General features: G+C 71.0%; 19 protein-coding genes. 5 read left to right on the top strand and 14 right to left on the bottom strand.

The window, feature by feature from the left end; translation table 11 throughout:
• The first annotated feature begins 1 nt into the window (after nucleotide 1).
• Nucleotides 2-889 carry a succinate--CoA ligase subunit alpha gene (sucD, locus tag OIE47_RS30400; RefSeq protein ID WP_326563283.1) on the top strand — a complete coding sequence of 296 codons (888 nt, stop codon included), beginning with the start codon at nucleotides 2-4 and terminating at the stop codon, nucleotides 887-889.
• A 68-nt stretch (nucleotides 890-957) separates the two neighbouring features.
• On the opposite strand, the gene fdhD is transcribed toward sucD, so the two are convergent.
• Together fdhD and OIE47_RS30390 are read right to left on the bottom strand one after the other, a co-directional pair.
• Nucleotides 958-1815 carry a formate dehydrogenase accessory sulfurtransferase FdhD gene (fdhD, locus tag OIE47_RS30395; protein WP_326557957.1) on the bottom strand — a complete coding sequence of 286 codons (858 nt, stop codon included), beginning with the start codon at nucleotides 1813-1815 and terminating at the stop codon, nucleotides 958-960.
• A gap of 61 nt (nucleotides 1816-1876) precedes the next feature.
• Nucleotides 1877-3247: an MFS transporter gene (locus OIE47_RS30390; protein WP_326557956.1), complete on the bottom strand. Its 1371-nt coding sequence runs from the start codon at nucleotides 3245-3247 to the stop codon at nucleotides 1877-1879.
• 229 nt (nucleotides 3248-3476) lie between these two features.
• Between OIE47_RS30390 and OIE47_RS30385 the strand changes: the two genes are divergently transcribed.
• The gene (locus OIE47_RS30385) at nucleotides 3477-4772 is read left to right on the top strand and encodes a molybdopterin molybdotransferase MoeA (RefSeq protein ID WP_326557955.1); all 1296 of its coding nucleotides are present in this window, start codon (nucleotides 3477-3479) and stop codon (nucleotides 4770-4772) included.
• Between the two features lie 25 nt (nucleotides 4773-4797).
• Here the strand turns inward: OIE47_RS30385 and OIE47_RS30380 are convergent, their stop codons facing one another.
• The 3 genes from OIE47_RS30380 to OIE47_RS30370 form a co-directional block, all read right to left on the bottom strand.
• Nucleotides 4798-6030: a pyruvate kinase gene (locus OIE47_RS30380; RefSeq protein ID WP_326557954.1), complete on the bottom strand. Its 1233-nt coding sequence runs from the start codon at nucleotides 6028-6030 to the stop codon at nucleotides 4798-4800.
• An 11-nt stretch (nucleotides 6031-6041) separates the two neighbouring features.
• A complete protein-coding gene (locus tag OIE47_RS30375; protein ID WP_326557953.1) occupies nucleotides 6042-6926 on the bottom strand; it encodes a 2-hydroxy-3-oxopropionate reductase in 885 nt (294 codons plus the stop codon).
• 157 nt (nucleotides 6927-7083) lie between these two features.
• Entirely contained in the window at nucleotides 7084-8301 is a 1218-nt protein-coding gene (locus OIE47_RS30370; protein ID WP_326557952.1) for a PP2C family protein-serine/threonine phosphatase, read from the bottom strand.
• Nucleotides 8302-8582: 281 nt separating this feature from the next.
• Here OIE47_RS30370 and OIE47_RS30365 point away from each other — a divergent pair, with 281 nt between their 5' ends.
• On the top strand, nucleotides 8583-9023 hold the full coding sequence (locus OIE47_RS30365; protein WP_326557951.1) for an ATP-binding protein: 441 nt from the start codon (nucleotides 8583-8585) through the stop codon (nucleotides 9021-9023).
• A gap of 57 nt (nucleotides 9024-9080) precedes the next feature.
• Here OIE47_RS30365 and OIE47_RS30360 read toward each other — a convergent pair whose 3' ends face one another.
• The 8 genes from OIE47_RS30360 to OIE47_RS30325 all read right to left on the bottom strand — a co-directional run bounded on the left by OIE47_RS30360 (nucleotide 9081) and on the right by OIE47_RS30325 (nucleotide 19363).
• Nucleotides 9081-11303: a hypothetical protein gene (locus tag OIE47_RS30360; protein ID WP_326557950.1), complete on the bottom strand. Its 2223-nt coding sequence runs from the start codon at nucleotides 11301-11303 to the stop codon at nucleotides 9081-9083.
• A 358-nt stretch (nucleotides 11304-11661) separates the two neighbouring features.
• Nucleotides 11662-12657 (bottom strand): Lrp/AsnC family transcriptional regulator, encoded by a 996-nt coding sequence (locus tag OIE47_RS30355; protein WP_326557949.1) that lies wholly within the window; start codon nucleotides 12655-12657, stop codon nucleotides 11662-11664.
• Nucleotides 12647-13492, bottom strand: coding sequence for an alpha/beta fold hydrolase (locus tag OIE47_RS30350; protein WP_326557948.1), 846 nt, complete (start codon nucleotides 13490-13492; stop codon nucleotides 12647-12649). The genes OIE47_RS30355 and OIE47_RS30350 overlap by 11 nt, the downstream gene beginning before the upstream one ends.
• A 42-nt stretch (nucleotides 13493-13534) precedes the next feature.
• Nucleotides 13535-14701, bottom strand: a complete 1167-nt coding sequence (locus tag OIE47_RS30345; protein WP_326557947.1) for a M24 family metallopeptidase — start codon at nucleotides 14699-14701, stop codon at nucleotides 13535-13537.
• A 5-nt stretch (nucleotides 14702-14706) separates the two neighbouring features.
• Complete coding sequence (locus tag OIE47_RS30340; protein WP_326557946.1) at nucleotides 14707-15600, bottom strand: ABC transporter permease; 894 nt, start codon at nucleotides 15598-15600, stop codon at nucleotides 14707-14709.
• Nucleotides 15597-16562, bottom strand: coding sequence for an ABC transporter permease (locus tag OIE47_RS30335; protein WP_326557945.1), 966 nt, complete (start codon nucleotides 16560-16562; stop codon nucleotides 15597-15599). Before OIE47_RS30335 ends, OIE47_RS30340 begins: the two co-directional genes overlap by 4 nt.
• A gap of 5 nt (nucleotides 16563-16567) precedes the next feature.
• Nucleotides 16568-18154 carry an ABC transporter substrate-binding protein gene (locus OIE47_RS30330; RefSeq protein ID WP_326557944.1) on the bottom strand — a complete coding sequence of 529 codons (1587 nt, stop codon included), beginning with the start codon at nucleotides 18152-18154 and terminating at the stop codon, nucleotides 16568-16570.
• Nucleotides 18155-19363, bottom strand: a complete 1209-nt coding sequence (locus OIE47_RS30325; RefSeq protein ID WP_326557943.1) for a dipeptidase — start codon at nucleotides 19361-19363, stop codon at nucleotides 18155-18157. It lies immediately after the preceding gene.
• 247 nt (nucleotides 19364-19610) lie between these two features.
• On the opposite strand from OIE47_RS30325, the gene OIE47_RS30320 reads away from it, so the two are divergent.
• Nucleotides 19611-20612 (top strand): ABC transporter ATP-binding protein, encoded by a 1002-nt coding sequence (locus OIE47_RS30320; protein WP_326557942.1) that lies wholly within the window; start codon nucleotides 19611-19613, stop codon nucleotides 20610-20612.
• On the top strand, nucleotides 20593-21612 hold the full coding sequence (locus OIE47_RS30315; protein WP_326557941.1) for an ABC transporter ATP-binding protein: 1020 nt from the start codon (nucleotides 20593-20595) through the stop codon (nucleotides 21610-21612). The genes OIE47_RS30320 and OIE47_RS30315 overlap by 20 nt, the downstream gene beginning before the upstream one ends.
• Before the next feature lie 316 nt (nucleotides 21613-21928).
• Here OIE47_RS30315 and OIE47_RS30310 read toward each other — a convergent pair whose 3' ends face one another.
• Nucleotides 21929-22972 (bottom strand): saccharopine dehydrogenase family protein, encoded by a 1044-nt coding sequence (locus OIE47_RS30310; protein ID WP_326557940.1) that lies wholly within the window; start codon nucleotides 22970-22972, stop codon nucleotides 21929-21931.
• Nucleotides 22973-23067: the final 95 nt, after the last annotated feature.

The following is a 23067-nucleotide window of genomic DNA, read 5'->3' as shown; positions in this document are numbered from 1 at the left end:
GATGGCAATCTTCCTGACCGAATCCAGCCGCGTACTGGTCCAGGGCATCACCGGCACCGAGGGCACGAAGCACACCCGGCGGATGGTCGCCGCCGGCACCAACATCGTCGCCGGGGTCACCCCGGGCAAGGGCGGCCAGCAGGTCGACGGGATTCCGGTCTTCAACAGCACCGCCGAGGCGGTCGCGGCCACCGGGGCCGACACCTCGGTCGTCTTCGTCCCGCCCCGGTTCGCCAAGGCCGCGGTGATCGAGGCGATCGACGCCGAACTGGCCCTGGTCGTCGTGCTCACCGAGGGCATCCCGGTGCACGACACCGCCACGTTCTGGGCGTACGCGTGCGCGGCCGGCAACCGGACCCGGATCATCGGCCCGAACTGTCCCGGCCTGATCAGCCCGGGACAGTCCAACGCCGGCATCATCCCGCCCGACATCACCGAACGGGGGCGGATCGGACTGGTCAGCAAGAGTGGCACGCTGACCTACCAGCTCATGCACGAGCTGCGCGACTTCGGGTTCTCCACCTGCGTCGGGATCGGCGGCGACCCGATCGTCGGGACCACCCACATCGACTGCCTCCAGGCGTTCCAGGACGACCCGGAGACCGACGCGATCGTGATGATCGGGGAGATCGGCGGCGACGCCGAGGAACGGGCCGCGGAGTACATCGCGGCCCACATCACCAAGCCCGTGGTGGGTTACGTGGCCGGCTTCACCGCACCGGAGGGCAAGACCATGGGACACGCCGGCGCCATCGTCTCCGGCTCGTCCGGCACCGCCGCGGCGAAGCAGGAGGCACTGGAGGCGGTCGGGGTACGGGTGGGCAGGACACCGTCGGAGACCGCCCGGCTGATGCGCGAGACGCTGCTGTCCCGGATGGCCACCCGCTAAGACGCGAACTCCCGTCCTCCCCCGGTTGATGCGCGGGGGAGGACGGGAGGCTGTGGTCGTACCCGTGGTCAGGACAGTGCGCCGGCGGCCGGCGCCCGGTCGACGAGCCCCAGCCGGTGCGCGCCGGTGTAGACGTTCATCGACGAACCGCGCAGGAAACCGACCAGGGTGAGGCCCGAGTCCTCGGCGAGATCGACCGCGAGCGAGGACGGCGCCGACACCGCGGCGAGCGCCGGTACGCCGGCCATCACCGCCTTCTGCACCAGTTCGAACGAGGCCCGGCCGCTGACCAGCAGCAGCGTGCCGCGCAGCGGCACCCGACCGGAGCGCAACGCCCAGCCCACCACCTTGTCGACGGCGTTGTGCCGGCCGACGTCCTCGCGCAGACAGAGAAGCTGGCCGGCGGTGTCGAACAGCCCGGCGGCGTGCAACCCGCCGGTACGGTCGAACACCCGCTGCGCGGCGCGCAGCCGGTCGGGCAGTTCGGCGACCAGTTCCGGGGTGACGCGGAGCGGATCCTCCGCGACCGACCAGGCCGCGGTGGTACGCACGGCGTCCAGGCTGGCCTTGCCGCAGAGCCCGCACGAGGACGTGGTGTAGAAGTTGCGCTCCAGGGACGGGTCCGGCGCCGGCACCCCGGCGCCGAGCACCACGTCGACCACGTTGTACGTGTTGACCCCGTCGTCGGTCGCCCCGGCGCAGTAGCGGATCCCGGCGACGTGCTCGGAGCGCTGCACCACGCCCTCGCTCACCAGGAACCCCGCGGCCAGGTCGAAGTCGTCGCCCGGCGTACGCATGGTGATGGTGAGCGCCCGCCCGTTGACCCGGATCTCCAGCGGCTCCTCGGCCACCAGCGTGTCCACCGGCTCGGTGACCGTTCCGTCGACCACCCGCACCACACGACGTCGGCTTGTCACGCGTCCCATCTGCCACCACCCATCATCGCTTCGTATCCACTCCGGCGGGGCGCGACGGCGGCCCGCCCGATCAGTACTCGTCGGGACGCAGTCGGGGCAGGACCGACAGCGTCGGCCGGCCCGGTTGCCGCATCCCGCTCGTCAACAGTGCGCCGACCAGCCCCAGACAGCCAGCCACGACAAACGCCGCGATGGCGCCGGGTGTGCCGATCACCAGTCCGGCGAACCCGATGCCCACCAGCCCGCCGACGACCTTGCCGGTGTAGACGATGCCGTAGTTCAGCAGGGTCGCCTCGCCGCCGAACCAGTCGCGTACCAGGCTGACCAGCAGAGAGTATCCGGCGCCGGTGCCCGCGCCGGCGAGTCCGGCGAACGCCACCACCGCCACCACCTGCTCCGCCTGTACGGCGGCGAGCAGGCCGAACTGGGCCACTCCCCCGATCGCCAGGGCGAGCCCGAGCGTACGGCGGCGACCCAGCCGGTCGGAGAGCGAACTGGTGACCGCCCGGCCGACCCCGGTGGCGGCGGCCAGTACGCCGATCGAGGCGACGACCAGGAACGGCTGGTCTGCCCGGTGGTGGGCGAACCCGACCAGGTACGCGATGTCGAACAGGGCCATCGCGGCGGTCAGCACGACGAGGAGGAACATCACCGGCAGCATCCCACTGCGGACCGCCGCCCGGGGCGAGTAGGGACGCATGGCGGGCATGTTGTTCGGGATGCTGCGGTTGAGCCGTCGGTCGACCGCCCACCGCTGCGGGTCGAGGTGCGCCGGCCACCAGTGCCGGGGCGGCTTGCGCAGCAGCAGTCCGCTGACCGCGACCACGGCAAAAACGGCGACCGCCGTGGTGTCCAGGACCACCGGAAGGTTCACCGGTCCCAGCGCGTACGCGGCGACGACGACAAACGGGATCGCCCCGTAACCGAAGGCTCCGCTGACCACGCCGACCATGGTCGCGCTCCGCTCGGGGAACCATTCGCTGACGGTGGCGATGCAGGTCAGGTAGACCAGCCCGGTGCCGATCCCGCCGAGCACCGAGTAGCCCAGCAGCACCGTGGTCAGGTCCCGGCTGTGCCCGAGCGTGACGAGGGCGACCAGGCCCAGGGTCGCACCGGTCAGCATCGGTACGGCGAGCCGGACCCGGACCCGCCGGTAGAGCCAGACCGCCGGGAGCGCGGTGCCCGCCTGGCAGACGATCCACACCGCCAGTACGGTGAACGCCTCCCACAGGGTCCACCCGTTGGCCCGGACGAGGGCCGGGATCGCGGCGCCGAAGCCGTACTGGAACAGGCTGATCGCCAGCATCGAGGCCCAGGACAGCCGGAGCATCCAGGCGCGTGAGCGTCCCATCAGGTCGAAGTCGGTCTCCCCGACGCGGTAGCGGCGCCCGTACACGTCGCGTACCTCCCGCGTGGGAACGGCGTTCCTGGCGTCCGGCATCACTGGCACCTCCACCTGTCACCGTGCGGCCGCGCGTCAGGAACCCCCGGTCGTCGGCCATTGTATACTGTATGTTACGTGCACTAGTGTCTACCAGCGACGCACGGCTGTCCAGGATCAATCGATTTCCGCCCCTCGGGTCGGGCACGATGGACTGGCCGGCCCGGCAACCGACCGGAAGACTGCGAGGGACGCTGATGAGCCAGTTGCAGGACCGGGAGACCCGGTCGTGAGCACCATCGGCTGGCCCGAGGCCCGACGGATCGCCCGGGCGGCCGGCAGCCCGCTGGACCGGATCGACGTCGCACTGACCGACGCGCTCGGCGCCACCCTCGCCGCACCACTGGTGGCCCTCTCCCCGCTGCCGGCGTACGACGCCGCCGCGATGGACGGGTACGCCGTGGCCGGCACCGGCCCGTGGCGGGTGGTCGGGCGGGTGCTCGCCGGGGACCCCACCCCGGTCGACCCGCTGCGCCCCGGCACCGCGGTGGAGATCGCCACCGGCGCCCTGGTCCCCGCCGGGGCCGAGGCGGTCCTGCCGTACGAGCGGGCCCGGTGCCGGGCCGACCGGATGCACGGCGAGATCGAGACCGGCCGGCACATCCGCCGCCGAGGCGACGACTGTCCCCTCGGTGAGCAGGTACTGCCGGCCGGCAGCCTGGTCACCCCCGCACTGCTCGGTCTCGCCGCGAGCCTCGGGCACGACCGGCTCGCCGTGTTCCGCCGGCCCCGGGTCGGGGTGGTGGTCACCGGCGCCGAACTGCTCTCCGCCGGGCTGCCGTCACCGGGACGGGTCCGGGACGCGATCGGCCCGCTGCTGCCCGGCCTGGTGCACGCGGCCGGGGGCGAGATCGCCTGGACCGTACGGGTGACCGACGACCGGGCCGCCCTGGTCGAGGCGATCCGCCGGCCCGGTGCCGACGTGACGGTGGTGTGCGGGGCCACCTCTGTCGGTGCCGCCGACCATCTCCGCACCGCCCTGGAGGCGGTGTCGGCGCTGGTCCGGGTGCACGGGGTGGCGTGCCGGCCCGGCCACCCGCAACTGCTCGCCACGCTGACGGACGGGCGGGCGGTGATCGGACTGCCCGGAAACCCGTACGCGGCGCTCGTCGCCGGGCTCACCCTGCTCGCCCCGCTGCTCGGTCGGCTCGCCGGCCGCGCAGACCGGCCCCCGGTGACGGCCCGGCTGACCGGACCGGTGAAGGTGCTCGACCGGGACACCCGGCTGGTACCGGTCGCGCGGGTCGGCTCGGTGGTGGTTCCGGTCGGTCACGACCGCCCCGGACTGCTCTGGGGCGCGGCCGAGGCGCACGCCCTGGCGGTCGTACCGCCGGGCTGGCAGGGCGCCGAGGTGGAACTGCTCGCCCTGCCCGGCGCCGAGGCGGTCACCGTACCGGTGCTCGCCGCCCCCGATCCGTCCCAGCCGGTGGCGCTGCCTTCCGACGCTGCCGCTGCCGGTGTCGCTGCCGGTGGGACCGGCCGGAGCGGGGACCGGCTGCCCGCCGCCGCTGGCGCGGAGGCGTAGCGGCCGGAGCCCGGCGACGGGATGGTCAGGGGACGGGTTCGGGGCGCGGGGCCGGGCGTCGGAGGGGTACCGAGGCGGGAAGCGGTGGCCGGGCGAGGACCCGGTCACCGAGGCGGAGCAGGCGCATGGTGTTCGTCGACCCGGGCAGTCCCGGCGGGCTGCCCGCCACGATCAGCACCAGGTCGCCCACCTCGAAGCGGGGCAGCGACAGCAGCACGTCCTGTACGTGGTGCACCATCTCGTCGGTGTGCACGACCACCGGCACACCGAACGTCTCCACGCCCCAGGTCAGCGCCAGCCGCGCGGGCAGGTCCGGGTCCGGGGTGAAGGCGAGCAACGGTACGGCCGGCCGGTGCCGGGCCAACTGCCGGGCGGTGGCACCGCTGCGGGTGAAGCAGCAGATCGCCTTCACCCCGAGCGACTCGGCCACCTCGACCGAGGCCTCGGCGATCGCGTCGACGTTGGTGGCCGCCCCGACCCGCAAGGGCGGGCGGCGGGCCGGGGCGCTCGCCTCGGCCGTACCGAGGATCTGCGCCATCATCCGCACCGCCGGCACCGGGAACGCCCCGATGCCGGTCTCGGCGCCGAGCAGCAGCGCGTCCGCGCCGTCGAGCACGGCGTTGGCCACGTCGGAGGCCTCGGCCCGGGTCGGCCGGGGCTGCTCCACCATCGAGTCGAGGAGCTGTCCGGCCACGATCACCGGTTTCGCCAGCTCCCGGCAGCGGCGGATGGCCCGCTTCTGGATCAGGGGTATCTCGTCCAGCGGCAGTTCCACCCCGAGGTCGTCACGGGCCACCACCAGCCCGTCGAAGGCGGCGACGAGGTCGTCGAGGTGGCGTACCGCCGACGGGGTGTCGAGCTTGGCCAACACCGGCCGGCGCACCCCGTACCCGTCCATCAGGTCGCGGACGACCTTGACGTCCTCGGGTGAGCCGACGGCGGAGAGCGCCACCAGGTCCACCCCGAGTCCGAGGACGAACCGCAGGTCCGCGGTGAGCTGCTCGGTGAACGCGCTCCCGGTCGCGGGACGCCCGAAGGTGAGCCGGGGACCGCGCAGGTCCGCGAGGACACCGACGGTGCGGCCGGCCCGGGCGGCGGTCTCCCGGAGCAGCCGGTAGGCCGCGGCGTGCCCGGCCGGGGTGCCGTGGTCGAGGTCGATCCGGGCCACGTCCATCCCGGCCTCGACCAGGTCCCGCAGCCGGTCCGGTGCGGCGCACGCGGGCCCCAGGGTGCAGACGATCTTCGCGCGGCGGGCCATCGGGGGCGGCCTCAGCCCGACGTACGACCGGAGAGCTGCTCGACCACCTTCAGCAGCGCGGAGTGGTCGAGACCCCCGTGCCCCTGTGCCTTCAGCGCGGCGAGGAGCTGGGCGACCGCCGCACCGAGCGGGATAACCACCCCGGCCTCGCGCGCCGCGGAGGTGACGATGCCCATGTCCTTGTGGTGCAGGTCGATCCGGAATCCGGGCTGGAACTGCCGGGCCAGCATGCCGGCCGCCTTCCGGTCCAGGATCCGGTTGCCGGCCAGACCCCCGGCGAGTACGCGGACCGCCGCCTCGGTGTCCACCCCGTACGCCTCGAGGAAGACGATCGCCTCCGCGACGAGTTCGATCGTGCCGGCGACGATCAGTTGGTTCGCCGCCTTGACGGTCTGGCCGGAGCCGTGCGGCCCGACGTGGACGATGGTGGCACCGACCACCTCGAGGACCGGGCGGGCGGCCTCGAAGTCGGCCGCGTCCCCACCAACCATGATCGACAGGGTTCCCTCGACCGCCCCCTGTTCACCGCCGCTGACCGGGGCGTCGAGCACCCGTACGCCGTAGGGTTTGGCCGCCTCGGCGACCCCCTGGGCGGTCTTCGGCGAGACGCTGCTCATGTCGATCCAGAGCTGACCCGGACGGGCGTTGGCGAGGAGGCCGTCCGCGCCGAGGGCCACCGCCTCGACGTCCGGCGAGTCGGGCACCATCGTGATGACCACGTCGGACTCCCGGACCACCTCGACGATGCCACCGCCGGCCCGTCCGCCGCTGGTCGCGAGCGCGTCGGTACGCGCCGGACTGAAGTCGTAGCCGATCACGTCGAAACCGGCCTTGACCAGGTTGGTGGCCATCGGGCCGCCCATGATGCCGAGGCCGATGAAACCCACGCGTGTCATATCAGCGATCTCCTCACGTTGCTCCAGGTCTCACTGCCGCCGCGACGGGACGCCATCCGGGCACCCCATAGGATTCTGTATGCAGTATGGAGGCCCGTCAAGGACGCGTTGGACGTACGGTCATGGGTGGACCGCTGGCTGCGACGGTGCGGGGTGGCTACCCGAGGGACGGGTGACGGCGGATGGTCAGCAGGGCGATGTCGTCGGCGGGCTGGTCGACACCGAGCGTCGACATGACGGCGACGCAGACATCCTCGGCGGAACCGGGCACGACGGCGGCACGGAGCCGGTCGAGTCCGACGTCGATGGGCTCGTCACGGCGCTCGACCAGGCCGTCCGTGTAGCAGACGAGGACCGCGTCCGGCGGAAAGTCGACCACGGTGGTACGGCGGTGCTGCGGTCGCCCGATGCCCAACGGCGGGTCGACGGGCAGGGTCAGGAGGTTGGCCGGATGTCCCGGGCTCACCACCATGGGTGGCAGGTGACCGGCGAGCGAGATGTGGATCCGATCCCGCTCCGGGCTGATCATGGCGTACAGGACGGTGGCGAGGTTGCCGGTCTCGAAATGGTGGACCTTGCGGTCGAGGCGGGTCAGCGCGTCGGCCGGATCGTCGCACTCCAGGGTGTACGCGCGCAGCGCACTGCGCAGCCGTCCCATCACCACGGCCGCGGCCAGCCCGTGTCCGGAGACGTCGCCCACGACCATGCCGAGCCACCCCGACGGAAGGGTGAACACGTCGTACCAGTCGCCGCCGATGCCGGCCTGGTGGCCCGGCACGTACCGGGCGGCGGTGTCGACACCGGGCACGTTCGGCAGGCGCGCGGGAAGCAGGCTTCGCTGCAGGGCCAGTGCGGCGGCGCGGTCGATGTTGCCCAGGCGCGCCTGGCACGCCAACGCGGCCCGGTCGGCCACGAGTTGCAGCAGGTGGATGTCATCCTGGGTGAAGTGGCGCACCGTACGGGTACCGACGTGCAGAACCCCGACGAGGTCCTTGCCCGCGAGCATCGGCACGCCGAGCAACGAGCGGACGCCCTTGTCCCGCAGCACCGGACTGACCACGTCGGCCCGCTCGACGCGCTCGATCACGACGGGCTGCCGGTCCCGCGCGACCCGTCCGGCGAAGCCCTGACCGATCGGGAGCCGGAAACCCTGACGAATCTCGTCCTCGAGGCCCCTCGCCGCGGTCGCCACCAACTCCCGGGCATGCGGGTCGACCAGCATGATCGCCGCGGTGTCGGCCTCCAGGAGCTCCTGTACCCGACTCAGCAGTTCCTCCAGCAACTGCTCCACGTCGAGCCGGGACAGCGCCGCGTCGGTCACCGCCTCAATGCGACGCAACCGTTCGGCGTTACCGGTGTCACCTGCCTCGATCACGGGATGAGCCTAGTCGCACCCGACCGGTCGCCGGCCGCCCCCGACGCCGAAGCGCGGGCGGCGGTAGCATCCATCTACCCAGCCTTCGCCGCCACGATCGGAGGAATCCACAGCAGTTCCGGTGAGGTCAGGGCCGGCCGCGCTTCCAGACCCGAACGTTGCCGCACACGAATGGCACACCAGCTCAGCATTCCGCCCGGCCTCCGGGTATCCCGGCCTGCCCCGACGGCTCGGAACCAGGCGCGTGCCAGCGGTCGAACCAGGTTCAGAAAGGGACTCCCGTGACCGGGCATCCCCCACCCGACACGCCACTTTACGGCATCAGGCAACTACTCCTCGTATCCACATTCGACGCGAAGCGGTTCACCGAGGTGCGCCACGCGGTCGACGCCGTGATCCGCCGCTGCCGACTGAGCGCCGAGAAGGCCGCGGATTTTGTCACGGCCGTCAACGAGGTGATGATCAACGCTGTCCGTCACGGCGGCGGCAGCGGTGAGTTGCGCCTGTGGGAGACCGCCGACCTGGTCTGCGAGGTCCGCGACCACGGTCCGGGCTTCCCCGCGGCCAGATACCTCAACCGCAGCGAACGGCCGACCCCCTCGCCCGACGGTGGCATGGGTCTGTGGATCGTCCAGCAGACGACCGACACGCTCTCGATCGACAGCACCATCGGCGGCACCACGGTCCGGATCGGTGCCGCCCTCGCGCCGCGTACGTCCTAGACCCCGGTCCACCTCCTGCGGCGGTGCGGGACCGGCTGTCTCCGTACCGGTGCGGGGTTACTGGCCCGGCACCGATCCGAGACGCCGCTCGGCGGTCCGGGTACGGCGTCCGGCGCCCACGTCACCGCGCCAGCGGCTGACGTACTTCCCGGCGGTGGCGCGTTCGGCCGGGGTCAACCCCAGTTGGTTCACCACCAGATCGGTCAGGGCGGAGTTCTCCCGATCGTCGTCCGCCGCCACCTCCTCGTCCAGCAGACCGTAGACCCGGGCCCGGAGTGAGCCCTCCGAGCCGGACGGCACCGCCGCCACACCCCGCGCCGGTCGTACCGGCCCGGCCGTCGGCAACGAGCTGACCTGCGACGGAGGAAGGGTACGGGTCGCCGCCGCGGCAACCAGGTCCGGCAGCGGACGCTCCAGCAGCGGTACGGCCGCCGGCCCCTGCTCCGGCTCGACCTGCGTCGCCGGCTCCGGTGCCCGTTCCCCCGCCTCCACCACCCGGGCGGATACCGTCTCCCGTTCGGTGCCGATGCGCGCCGAGACCGACCGCCGCTCGGACCCGGTACGCCCGGACGCCTCCCGCGCCGCCACCGTACGCGAGGGCGTGGCCTCCCGCTCGGCGGCGGCCCGGGACGCCACCGTCTCCCGGTCCGCTGCCGTTTCGCGATCCGCTGCCGTCCGACCGGACGCCATCTCCCGATCGGTTGCCGTCCGACCGGCGGCCGTCTCGCGGTCGGGTGCCGTCCGGGCGGTCCGGCGCTGGGCCTGGGCCGTCGAGAAGATGGCGCTCACCTCGGCGGTCAGCGCGTCCCATCGCGGGCGACCCGACTCCGTCCGGTCCCCCTGGTCGACCGCCCCGTTGCGCTCCGGATCGGACCGGGTCACGCCCTCGTCCGCGAACGCGGTGGCCGCCGGGACGGGCTGGTCGGACACCGGGGTGGGGCGCTCGTCCGGCAGGTCGTCGTGCGACCCCGACCGCTGCCGGGGCACGGCCGCCCGGGCAACTCGCGCGGGCACCGGATCAACGTGGTGGATCGGCTCGGCCACGGGCTCGATCCGCTCACCGGTCCGGGCCACCCGCCCGGCCACCGTGATCGACTCCGGATCGCCGGGTCGGTACCCCTCGTCGTCCCGGGACGCGTCCGGCGCGTCGGGGTCGGACGGCTTACCCGTGATCGGACGGGTGTCGGCATCGTCGCCGGACAGGACCGGCATCGGGCGGGTGGCAAGCTCCCCGGACGGCGTACCGGTGATCGAGCGGGTGTCGGCGTCGCCGTGCGGCGTACCCGGAATCGACCGGGCGTCCGGGGCGGACCTCATCGGGACCGGCGCCGAGAGGGCGTCGGTGAGCAGTTGGCCGGCCGAGGCGAGCGCGGCGGCGTCGACCGTCGTCGACCGGCGGCGTCGCCACCGGCGGCGGTTGGCCGGCAGGTTCCCGGCGAGCACGCGGGCGGGTGCGAGGTCCGCCGCGATGAGCGCGGTCAACCCGTCGTAGTCGGCGCGCTCGGCCAACCGGCGGGCGATCTCGTCGAGGTCGTAGACGGCCACCGCGATGTCCGCGGTGGTGCCGTCCAGCGCCCGCCTGATCTTGCGGCGCAGCACCTTGGACAGGGCGGCCTGTCGGCGCTCGGTCCGTACCTGCACGCGGGCCGCGTCGAGCGAACCGTACAGGCCCAGCCCCGGCGCCGCCTTCGCCAGCGACCGGGCCCGCCGGGTCAGCATCGGGTGCCGGAGCCAGTGCCCGACCACCTCGTACGCCGGCGGCGTCGGCGGCAACTGGCGCTTGGCCCGCAACCGGTCGCGGCGCTTGTTCTCCGTGTTCATCAACCACACCAGGTAGCCCAGCAGCGACATGCCGCCGTAGAAGCCGCCTTCGAGGTGGTTGTCGTGGGCCAACCAGTTGAACGCCACCGCTCCCCCGGCGATGGCGGCGGAGAGCAACCTCGAGAGCGTGGCGTGCTCGCCCAACCGCCGACGTACGTCCGCGTTGGCCAGCACCACCATGCCGCCCAGTTCCAGCGCGCCGACCGCCGGGAGGGCCACGTACCAGGGCATGGCCAGCGCCTCCATCGCACCGGACACCTGACCACCGAGCGCGATGAGCAGCACCACCACGTAGAAGGCGGTACGCATCCTGGTGGTGGAGCGTACGGCGGCGGCCAGGTCGGCGTCCTCCTCCGGTGGCGGGCCGTCAACCTCCCGAAGGCCGGTCTCGCCGCCCCGCCCGGTCGGTGACGCGTTCGCCGACTCGCCCTGCCAGTGCCGGCCCTGGACTCCAGACATGGGGTTGCGCTTCCTTTCATCGGGGCTCGACCGCTGCCGGCCGGGCGATGGTCGGGTCGTGCCGGCACCGGTCCGGTGGGCGCGACGTCGGGCGCCGCAAGCGCGCCGAACCACCCGAAACGCCCCCACAACATAGACCCCGTCCCCTGCCCCGATCGACCGGGTAAGGCCCGCGGTGACCATCGCCGGATCGGCCTCGGCGGCGGCGCCCGGCATGACCAGCCCGAACACGGAAAAGACCCCGGAGCGCAACCGGCCCGCTACCTCGATCGGTCGAGACAGCGGGCCTGGGTGGCGGTTTCGGGGGACGGCTCCCGCACCAGGGCTCAGCGCGTCGTGGCCCCGGAGCGGGTGGTGCTCACTGCTGCGCGGTCTCGATGCTCCCCCGCCACCAGGGCGTCTCGACGAAGCCGCGACGCAACACGAGCAGCACCACGCTCGCGGTCCACCCCTGTACGCCCTCCATCCGGCCGAGGGTGTTCGTGGTGAACTGGAACAGGTCCTGGGTGGTCGGCAGGATCAGCTCGCACATCAGCGCGTTGTTGCTGAGCATCGCCGCCACGTACCGGACGCCGCGGTAGCGGGACAGGGTCCGCGCCACCGAGTCGAGGAACGGCGGGGCGACGGTGATGTTGAGGACGATCTCCGACTCGAAGCCCAGGGCCGGGGCCGGGACCAGGGTCGTGACCAGGATGCAGCCACGACCGAGCAGGGTCTCGAACCGCCGCCGTACGGTGCTCTCGTTCAGCCCCACCTCGGCGGCGACGGTCCGGAAGCTGGACCGGCCGTCCTCGCGCATCAGGTCGATGATCTGGCGGTCGACCGCGTCGAAGTGGCTCGGGTCGCACTGGTGTGCCTCGGCGACCTCCTCCGGCGGTGCGTCGCTGAGCAACTGCCGGCTCCAGTCGTGCGACACCTTGTAGACGTGCAGGGTCAGGTCGGTGTCGCAGCGCTGTACGCCTTCGATGGCGAGGATCCGCTCGACGATCCGGGCCTGCAACGACTCCTCCCGGCGCAGGTTCAGCTCGGCCAGGATGTCGTACGGGCCGGTCACCAGGCTGAGGAAGCGCAGGTCGGTGTGGCGGACCAGTTCGGCGAGCACCTCCATCTGCGTACCGGGTTCGCAGGTGATGCGCAGGACGAACAGGTCCGCCGCCCCGGCGTGGTTGTTGCCGGGGATCGCCGCGACCCGGACGACTCCCTCGCGCAGCAGTTGCTGGCCGCGCCGGGCGACGGTCGCGACCGAACTGCCGGAGAGTTCCGCGATCTCCGTCCAGCTGGCCCGACCGTCGCTCTGCAACGCGGCGATGATCCGCCGGTCGAGATCGTCGAGATGGTCGGTACTACTGCTCATCGGCGCCAATCTCGTGGAGGAAGTCCCGTACCACCTGCCGCCACCGCTGCGCCTCTTCGATCTGCGGCGAGTGGCCCGACTTTTCGAACACGACGAGCCTAGCGTCCGGAATCAGGGATGCAATTACCTCACTGCTCGCCACCGGCGTGATCCAGTCGTCCCGGCCGACGGTGACCAGGGTCGGGCAGGTGATCCGGTGCAACTGCGACTTGATGTCGTAGTTCGGCATGTTGACCGAGAACGCGTAGTTGTGCGTCTCGTAGCGATAGGGGGTGGCCTCGACCCGCTCGGCCACCTTCGCGGGGTCGTACACGTGGTCGTACAGCGGGAGGATCTCCTGCCAGCAGTCGCGCAGGTCCGCGTCGTCACGGGTCTGGCCGGTGTTGATCCGGTCGAGTTTCTCCAGGTCGATGGTGACCCGGGTGGAGGTTTCGGCGTTGTGCCGGGCCGCCTTGTCGTTCTCGTGGTCGGCCGAGGTGTCCCGCAGCACCAGCGCGCGTACCCGCTCGGGGTGGCGGATGGCGTACTCCATCGAGATGAAACCGCCGTACGAGCCGCCGGCCATCACGAACCGCTCCACACCGGCCCACTCGCGCAGGCCGTCCACATCGGCCACCCACTGCTCGTGGCTGAACGGGCCGTTGCCCTCGCTGACGCCGGAACCGCGGGCGTCGAAGACGATCACGCGGAAGGTGTCCGCGAACGGGCTGAAGGTCGCTCTGGGCTCGGACCGCGAGCCGAGACCGGGGGCGCCGTGGTGGGCGATCAGGACCGGCGCGTCGTCCGCGCCGAAGACCTCGACCTCTAGTTCATTGCCGTTGATGTTCAGCCGCACTGTCTTTCCTTTCCTACTGGAGCATCCGCCGGGGCGTCACGCTCAGAGCGCGACGACCACGTCGTCGAGGGAACGCGGGTACGAGGTGAACGGCCGGGCGCCGTCCTGCGTGATCAGCATCGAGTCGGAGATGCGGTAGCCGGCGTGGCCGGGGATGTAGATGCCGGGCTCGTTGGAGACCACCATGCCGACCTCGAGCGGGGTGTCGTCGCCGTCGGCGAGCCAGGGTGGCTCGTGCATACCGAGCCCGATGCCGTGGCCCTGCCGGTGCCGCAGGTACTCGCCCAGTCCGGCGGCCCGGATCACGTCCAGGCACTCGGTGTTCGCCTGCGAACAGAGCACGCCGGGGCGCAGCGCCTCGCCGCCGGTCTGCTGCGCCTGCCGTACCGCCTCGTAGTAACGACGCTGGTCGGCGGTGGGTTCACCGAGGATGAACGTCCGCTCCCCCTCGACGAACCGGCCGCCGACCGCGCAGCCGAGGGAGAGCATGAACGTGTCACCGGGACGCAGCCGGTAACCCGAGGGCAGGGCGTGCGGGCGGGCGCTGTTCGGACCCGCGTAGACGAGCCCGCCGGCCAGTGGCGAGACCACCACCACGTCGGCGTGCTCGGCGTACATGGTGCGGGTGCCGACGGTGGTGATGTGGTCGGCCAACTCGGCCTCGCTGGGCAGCTCACCGCCGCCCGCGACGGCATCCTCGATCAGGGTACGGCCGGCGGCCAGCATCAGGTCGGTGATCCGGGCCGCCTCCGCGTGCAGGGCGATCTCCTCCGGCCGCTTGCGGTAACGGGCCCGGGTGACCAGATCGGTACGGATCATCGTGGCGCCCGGGAAGGCGGCGGTGATCTGGGCCAGCCGGTCCACGCTCATGCTGCCCGCGTACCCGATCCGGCCGGTGACCGGGGCGAGGTAGCTGAACTGGGGACGGAGTCCGGGGAACTCCGGATAGGCGACCAGTTCGGCCGCGCTGTGCTGGGCCTGCGCGTGCTCGCGTTCCAGTTCGGGCAGGAGCAGCCGGGTGGTTCCGTCGGTCGGGAGCAGGACCGCGACCGGCCGCTCGCCGGGGTGGTGGAAGAAGCCGGTCAGGTAGGCGACGTCCTCCGGGTCGTCGGCGAGCATCGCGTCGAGACCCGCACTGGCCAGTTCGGCACGCAGGTCGTCCTGGAGGGCGGTGTAGAAGGTGGGCGACAACCGTTGGGTTTCCAGCATCGTTGCTAGTCCTCCCGGGTACGGGGGTTGCGAGCGTCGTTGTAGGCGATGGAGATGAGGGTGGCCGATACCACCAGGGCGAGCATGGCCAGCGACGGGAAGAGGGTGGTCCACCAGGCGCTGGACATCGCACCGGACTGCTGGGCCTCGTAGAGGATCCGACCCCAGGACCAGCTGTTCGGGTCGCCGAGGCCGAGGAAGGCCAGGCCCGCCGCGGACAGTACGGCCCGCGACGCGGTCAGCACCACCGACACCACGATCACCGGGGCGACCGCGGGCAGCAGGTGCTTGCGGATGATCCAGACATGTGACCCGCCGGTCAGCCGGGCCGCGTCCATGTACGGCAACCGGACCACCGACAGTGCCTGGGACCGGACCACCCGGGTCACCTCGGGCCAGGAGAAGAACGCGATGACCAGGACCAGGGTGACCAGGCTCGGCCCGGCCAGCGCCGCGACCAGGATCATCAGCGGCAGCACCGGCAGGGACAGGCAGAGGTCGACGATGGTGCCGATGATCGTGTCCGCCCGGGGGAAGTAGGCACCGAGGACCGCGACGAGCACGCCGATCACGATCGCGAGCGCGGAGGAGAGCGCGGCGATCACGATGCTGAGTCGGGCTCCCCAGACCACCTCGGCGAAGATGTCCCGGCCGAGGTTGTCGGTGCCGAACCAGTGCGCCCCGGACGGGGCCTGGAGCACCTGGTCGCCGTACCCGGACGGGGAGTCGGTGATCAGCGGCGCGCAGATCCCGACGATCACGAGTACGGCCAGGATGGCGACCGAGGCCAGGCCGAGCGGGTTGCGACGGAACGCCGACCAGGTGGCTCGGGCCGCGGTGACCTGGTCGGTGACGACGGTCTCCAGTGGGCCGACGGGTGCGGTGGCCGCGGTGGTCATGCCGTCCTCACTCTCGGGTCGAGCAGTCCGTAGGCCAGGTCGGTCAGCACGTTGGCGACCACGACGGTGGCGGCCAGCAGTACGAACGCACCCTGGAGGACCGGGAAGTCGAGCTGGGTCACCGCCTCGTAGATACCCCGGCCGATGCCCGGGTAGGCGAAGACCGTCTCGGTCAACACCGCCCCGCCGACCAGGAAGCCGAGTTGCAGGCCGACCAGGGTGGTGGTGGGCAGCAGCGCGTTGCGCAGCCCGTGTTTCCAGACCACCTTCCGGTTGGGCAGTCCCTTGGCTCGGGCGAGCACGCAGTAGTCCTCGCCCAGGGACTCGATCAGGGTGGAGCGCAGGGTGAGCACGTACGAGCCGAGTTGCACCAGGACCAGGCTGAAGCAGGGCAGGATCAGGTGCAGGGCGACGTCGCCGTACCAGGCGGCGCCGTAGATCCCGGGGCTGTACGCGCCGCCGATGGGCAGCCAGTGCAGTTGCAGCCCGAAGACGAAGAGCAGGAAGATGCCCACGCTCGGGACGAACAGCGACTGCCCGGTCACGCCGCCCACCTGGACCAGACGGTCCAGCAGGCCGCGTGGGCGGGTCGCCGCCAGCACCCCCAGGGGGATGCCGACGGCGACCGTCACCACGAGTGACGAGATGGTCAGCAGCAGGGTCCACGGCAGGCGCTCCAGGAGCACGTCCGTGACCGAGATCTGCTGGGTGAACGAGATCCCCAGGTTGCCGTGCAGCAGCTGCCACAGGTACTTGCCGTACTGGGCGAGCAGCGGCTGGTCCAGACCGTACTGGTGCAGCAGGATCTGGCGCGCTTCCGGAGTCATGTTCGGGCTGGCCACCGCCAGCGCGGGGTCACCCGGCAGCAGCCGGAGCAGAAGGAAGGTGACCGTGGCAGCGAACCACAGGGTCAGCACTCCCCTGCCCAGTCTGCGCACCGCGAATCGGACAACCTGAGGCATCGGCGTCAGCTCTTCGTCACGTTGGCCAGGGACTGCGGATCCACCACGGAGAGCAGCTCACTGGGCTTGATCACGAAACCACTCCACTTGTCGCTGTGGGCGAAGTAGAGGTTCTGCATGTACATCACGTTGTCGTACACGTTGGCGTGGACCAGCTTGGCGGCCTGCTGCGCAAGCGACTTCTGCTCGGCCTTGTCGGTGCTGGCCTGCGCCTTGGTGATCAGCTCGTTCAACGCCGGGTCGTCGACCAGCGAGTAGTTGATCGCACCGCCGGGCAGGTAGGTCAGCGCCATGTTGGTGGTCGGGTCGTCCATGATGGCGAAGTTGCCCGCGTAGATGTCGTACTCACCGGCGGCCGTCTTGGCCAGGTACGTGTTGCGGTCCATGCCCTGCAGGTTGATGGTGATGCCGGCCTTGGCCGCGTCGTCCTTGACGATCGTCGCCCACTGGGAGGTGACCGCGTCCTGCAGGGAGTAGATCATCGACAGCGTGAGGGTCTTACCGGGTCCGTAACCGGCCTCGGCGAGGAGCTGCTTCGACAGGTTCGGGTCGAAGTTGTACTCCTCCAGCGACGGGTCGACGAACTCCTTGAGCACCGGCGGGATCGGGCTGGAGCCGGTGCTGACCGCCTGGCCCTGGAGCACCACCGAACGGATCGCGTTGTAGTCGACGGTGTGCGCCAACGCCTGGCGGACCTTGACGTTGTCCAGCGGCTTGCGCTTCATGTTGTACGTCATGTGCGCGTAGCCGAGGCCGGGCACCTCCTCGACCTTGATCCCGCTGGCGCCCTGGAGGTTCTTCACCTGGGCCGGCGGCAGGGCGTTGGCGATCAGGTCCACGTCGCCGTTCTTCAGCGCGAGGATCTCGGTGTTGACGTCCGGGTAGACCCGGTAGACGATCTTCGCCACGGTCGGGGTGCCGTTCGGCGCGAACGGGTACGGGGTGACCCGCTCCAGGGTGTAGTTCTGCCCCTTGGCGAAGCTGGTCAGCTTGTACGGTCCCGCGCTGACCCAGTTGCTGTTGTTGGGGAAGTTCGCCACGCTGCCGGCCGGCTCGAAGACGTGCTGCGGGACCACGTTCATCCAGAACCCGGCCTCGCTGACCACGGTGGAGTCCGGGGTCTTGAGCTTCAGCTCGACCCGCGTCGGCGACGGTGCCGAGGCGGAGTCGACGTTGACGAGCTGGCCGTAGGTGGTGTTGCCGGCCGGCTTGTCCTTCAGGATCGCGTTGATCGTGTACGCGACGTCGCTGGCGGTGACCGGCTTGCCGTCGCTCCACTTCATGTCGTCACGCAGCTCGTAGAAGCCGGTGGTCGGGTTGGTGTAACCGAACGACTTGGCCAGGTAGGGCTGCTTGGCGCCGTTGGCATCGATGGTCAGCAGCCGGGGGTACATCAGGCTGGTGATCCAGTTGTCGGTACGGCTGTTGCCGACCAGGGGGTTGAAGTTGACCACGTCGGTGGTGGTGGCGATGGTGAGTGTCGCGTCGGTGCCGCCGTCGGCCGTCTTCGACGGTGCGGACGGTCCGCAGGCGGCAACCGTGGCCGCCAGCGCAAGGGCGGAGACCGCGATGAGGGGTGTACGAACACGCATCTAGACCCAGACCTCCTCGAGTACGCGGATGGTGTTGCCGCCCACGACCTTGCGGATCTCGTCGTCCGAGTAGTCGTGGCTGACCAGCCATCCGATGATGTTGTAGAAGCACTCGGCCGGGTTCTCCAGGCCGTCGACGTACTCCACCTTCGGGTGCTCGACATGGCCGTGCGCCTGGGAGATGGACAGGTTGCCCGAGAAGGCCGTGTGCAGGCCGACGTGGTCACCGAAGAGGGTGTCCGGGCCGAACGTCACGTGGTCGATTCCGATCTTGTCGACCAGGTGGGTGAAGTGGTCCATCACCGACTCGAGCGAGTGGTTCGGGTGCGCCTCGGACAGGGTGGTGTGCGGGGCCGCCTCGATCCCGATCACGCCGCCGCGCTCGGCACACGCCTTGATCAGGGCGTCCGGCTTCATCCGGTTGGTCGGCCAGACCTCGCGCGAACCGCAGTGGGTGATCAGGACCGGCTTCTTGGAGTAGTTGATGACGTCCAGCGCGGTGCGGTCACCGGAGTGCGAGATGTCGATGGCGAAACCGAGCTTGTTCATCCGTTCCACGGCCCGCTCGCCGAAGTACGTCAGCCCGCCGTCGCCCCGCTCCTTGAGCCCGCTGCCGAGGTAGTTGGCCTCGGAGTAGGCGATCCCGATCTGCCGTACGCCGAAGCCGTACAGCACGTCGAGCCGGTCGACCTCGTTCTCGATCGGGGTGGCCGCCTCGAGCGCGAAGACGTGGGCCAGCCGCCCGGTCTCGTGGGCCCGGTGGATGTCGCGCAGCGACTCGGCCTTGATGACGTAGTCCTGGTGGGCCAGGTCGGCCATGCGTACGCCGAGGTCGAACAGAACGTCCTGGTACTTCCAGCCGGCGTCGCTGGAGATGCAACAGGTGCCGTCCATGCCGTTGTCGAAGACCGCGGTCATGCCGGAGCGCGCCAGACCCTGGTAGCCGGTGGGTTCGCGGCCCTGCCGGATGTGTTCGCGGAGCTGGCCCATGTCCTCGGGGAAGACCTGGACGTGGTCGTGCAGCGAGATCACGATCTCGTCGGTGAGTAGCCGAACGGTCCGTTCCCGCTGGCTGTCCGACAGCTCCAGCCCCTGGTAGGCGGGTACGCGGCTGATCTGCTCGGCGTACTTGAAGATCTTGTAGTCCTTGCCCGGCTCAAGGTAGTCATACGCGGTGTAACCGGTGTATCGCTTTGCGCTGTCAAGCATCAAAGCCCCTTTCTTCGTGACCCCGGAATGCCGCCTTTCGGTGACACTCCGTGTCGTTGCACTGCCGATTGGTGATGTCGCGATGCGGTCGCCGCTCCGGCCGGAAAATCCGCGGCCGGGGCGACCCATGCAAGGCTTGCAATAATCCGGCACGGAAGTCAAGATGCAAAAGAAGAACGGGCAGAACAGCTAGCCATTGAGCTATCTACGGGCAGAAGCGTCCACTTGATTTACCGGGAGGAAACACATGCGTCACCCGCCCGACGCCGCGTTGCACGTACGCGGCCTCTCGGTAACGTTCGGCACCCGCCGTGGACCCGTCCCCGCCGTCGTCGACGTCGACCTCGACGTGGCACCCGGCGAACTGGTGGCACTGCTCGGCGAATCCGGGTCCGGCAAGTCGGCCGCCGCCCGCGCCATGATGGGGCTCTCCGCTCCCAACGCGACCGTCACCGCCGACCGGCTCCGGCTCGGCGACACCGACCTGCTCACGCTGCCCCAGCGGCAACGCCGGGAAGTCCTGGGCAACCGGATGAGCATGGTCTTCCAGGACGCGCTCTCCGCGCTGAACCCGGTGCTGTCCATCGGCGACCAGCTCGGCGAACTGTTCCGCACCCACCGGCAGGTGTCCCGCAAGCAGGCGCGGGCGTCGGCGATCGAGCTGCTCGGCCAGGTCGGCATCCCGGCCCCGTCCAGCCGGGTCGACGACTACCCACACCAGTTCTCCGGCGGCATGCGCCAGCGCATCCTGATCGCGATGGCGATCGCGCTCCGCCCCGAACTGGTCATCGCCGACGAGCCGACAACCGCGCTGGACGTGACCGTGCAGGCGCAGATCCTCGAACTCCTCGACGAGCTGCGCCGCGACCTGAACATGGCGGTCCTGCTGATCACCCACGACCTCGGTGTGGTCTCCGAGGTCGCCGACCGGGTGATGGTCATGTACGCCGGCCGGGTGGTCGAGGCCGGCAGCGCCGACGACCTGCTCAACCGGCCGTCACACCCCTACACCGAGGCGCTGCTGCGCTCGGTCCCCCAGGCCGAACACCGGGGCCAGGAGCTGTACGCCATTCCCGGCAGCCCGCCCAGCCCGGCCCACCAGCCCGACGGCTGCCCGTTCCACCCCCGCTGCGCGCGGGTGGTCGACCGCTGCCGTACCGAGCGCCCCGCGCTCACCGTCGTCTCCGCCGGCCGTACCGCGGCCTGCCACCGCAGCGAGGAGGTGCTCCATGCCACCGTCTCCGGGTGACCTGGTGCTCGACGCCCGGGACCTGCACAAGACCTTCGCCACCGGTCGGTCCGGGATGCGCAAGTCACGGGTCAGCGCGGTCGACGGGGTGAGCCTGCGGCTGCACGCGGGCGAGTCCCTCGGCATCGTCGGCGAATCCGGGTGCGGCAAGTCGACGCTGGCCCGGATGCTGGTCGGACTGGAACGGCCGGACTCCGGCAGCATCGAGATCCACGGCCGGGACGTCGCCCGGGTACGGGGACGCGACCGGCGGCTGCTGCGCCGGCAGGTGCAGATGGTCTTCCAGGACCCGTACACCTCGTTGGACCCCAGGATGAGCGTGCTCGAGCTGATCGGCGAACCGCTGGTCGTACACAAGCAGGTGACCAACGACGCGGCCCGCCGCGACCGGGTCGCCGAACTGCTCAGCCTGGTCAACCTCGCACCCGAGCTGATGCACCGCTACCCGCACCAGTTCTCCGGCGGACAGCGCCAGCGCATCGGCATCGCCCGCGCGCTCGCCCTCGACCCCGAGGTGCTGGTCTGCGACGAGCCGGTCTCCGCGCTCGACATGTCGGTCCAGGCACAGGTCGTCAACCTGCTGCGAGACCTGCAACGGCGGATGAACATCGCCCTGCTGTTCATCGCGCACGACCTCTCGGTGGTCCGGCACGTGGCGGACCGGACCGCGGTGATGTACCTGGGTCGGCTCGCCGAACTCGGCGACACCACCACCGTGTACGACGACCCGGCCCATCCGTACACCCAGGCGCTGCTGTCGGCGGCCCCGGTGGTGGACCGCAACCGGCGCAAGCTCGGCGACCGGATCATGCTGATCGGCGATCCGCCCAGCCCGGCCAACCCGCCCACCGGCTGCCGGTTCCACACCCGCTGCCGGTTCGCCCAGGACCGGTGCTCCGCCGAGCAGCCGGTCGCCCGGCGGCTCGAGGACGCCTCGGACCGGACCGTGTCCTGCCACTTCGCCGAGGAGGCCCAGGCCGCGGCGACAACCGTCGGCTGACCGGGCGCCCCACTCGCCGCCGGCCGGCCGGTCCTCCTCAGCGGCCGGTCGGCGGTGCACCACCACCGCGAGTTCTACCGTGGGTTCCTTGCCGCGTTCACGGCATATCTTGCTGCCCCAACCGGGCCAAGATCAACAATGCGGCGGTTGGGCACTGTCCTGTCCGCTCGAACGTTTCGGAGTCCGGACCACTTCTCAGATGATCTTGCGGAGCTCGGACCTACCTTTCGGGTGCGTCGTGGGCGCTGTCCGTTCGCGGCCGAGTTGGCGGAGTGGCCGCCCTGACCACGGCCCGGATCCCGGCACGGGTCGCCGGTCAGGCGCGCGTGTCGAGCGGGACGTGCAGCGAGAGGTGCGAGGACAGGGCGCGGAGGAAGTCCGGGGCGTCGAAGACCGCGCCCGCGGAGGCGACGCCGGTGGTCCTGGTCCGGCCGCTGAGGATGCGGTCGACGGCCTCCACCGCGAGCGGCGCACTGATGGCGTAGATGTCCTGACCGGCGGCGACCACGCGGCGCTCCGTGCCGCCGGAGCGGACGAGGACGTCGACGACGAAGGTCTGCCCGGAGCGGCCGCGCTCGTCGACGGCGGTCGGTGCCGAGGTGTCAGGAGCGGACAGGTCCGCGGCCGCCTTGGCGGTCATGTAGGTGCGCACCTCCGGGATCGCCAGGTGGCTGGGAATGGTGACGACATCGGCCATGGTGAACTCTCCGATGACGCTCTGGGGGCCGAGCGGAGCCGGGAAGGGCCACTCCAGGGTCGGCAGAGCGTCGTCGTGGTACTCCAGCCGTCCGCCGGTGTAGCGGACACGGCGGCCACCCCGTCGCTGCCCCGAGACCGCGCCCGCAACACGCGTCCCGGCGGTGGGGTGCCAACTGCTCAGGCCATAGGCGATGTGCGCCTCGTCCGCCGCCGTCCAGTCGCCCATCGCGGTGGTGACCAACAGGTCGCCGAGGCCGCCGTAGAAGGCCATCGCCGGGACCACCACGGTGCCCGCGGCGTGGGCGCGCTCCGCGAAGTGCGCGAACGTGTCAAGGTTCGCCTCGATCTCGGCCGCCACGTCGACGTACGGGATGCCGGCGCGCAGCGCCGCCTCGACCAGCGGGGCGGCGGTCGTGGCGAAGGGCCCGGCGCAGTTGATCACGGCGGCCGCGCCGATCAGCGCGCGGTCGAGCGAGGTCGGATCGTCGACCGACGCCTGCCGCGCATCGAGCCCCGGTTGGGCCTGTGCCAGTGCCAGCAGCTTGCCCGGGTCGCGACCGAGGAGCAGCGGGACGTATCCGCGCTCGCGCAACTCCGCGACCACGAACCGTCCGGTGTGCCCGTAGGCGCCGAACACCGCCACGTTCCGACCTGATCCCATGTCTGCTCCCGTGTGCTCGAAGTGATCCACTACGGGAATCCTGTCCTCGTTGGCCCATCGGTGCCAGTGTCCGGAACGACACGACCCGTACAATT

This window comes from Micromonospora sp. NBC_01796 (assembly GCF_035917455.1).
Lineage (GTDB): Bacteria > Actinomycetota > Actinomycetes > Mycobacteriales > Micromonosporaceae > Micromonospora_G.
The sequence above is the reverse complement of the archived record's forward strand: the minus strand, read 5'-3'. Positions and strand labels throughout refer to the sequence as shown.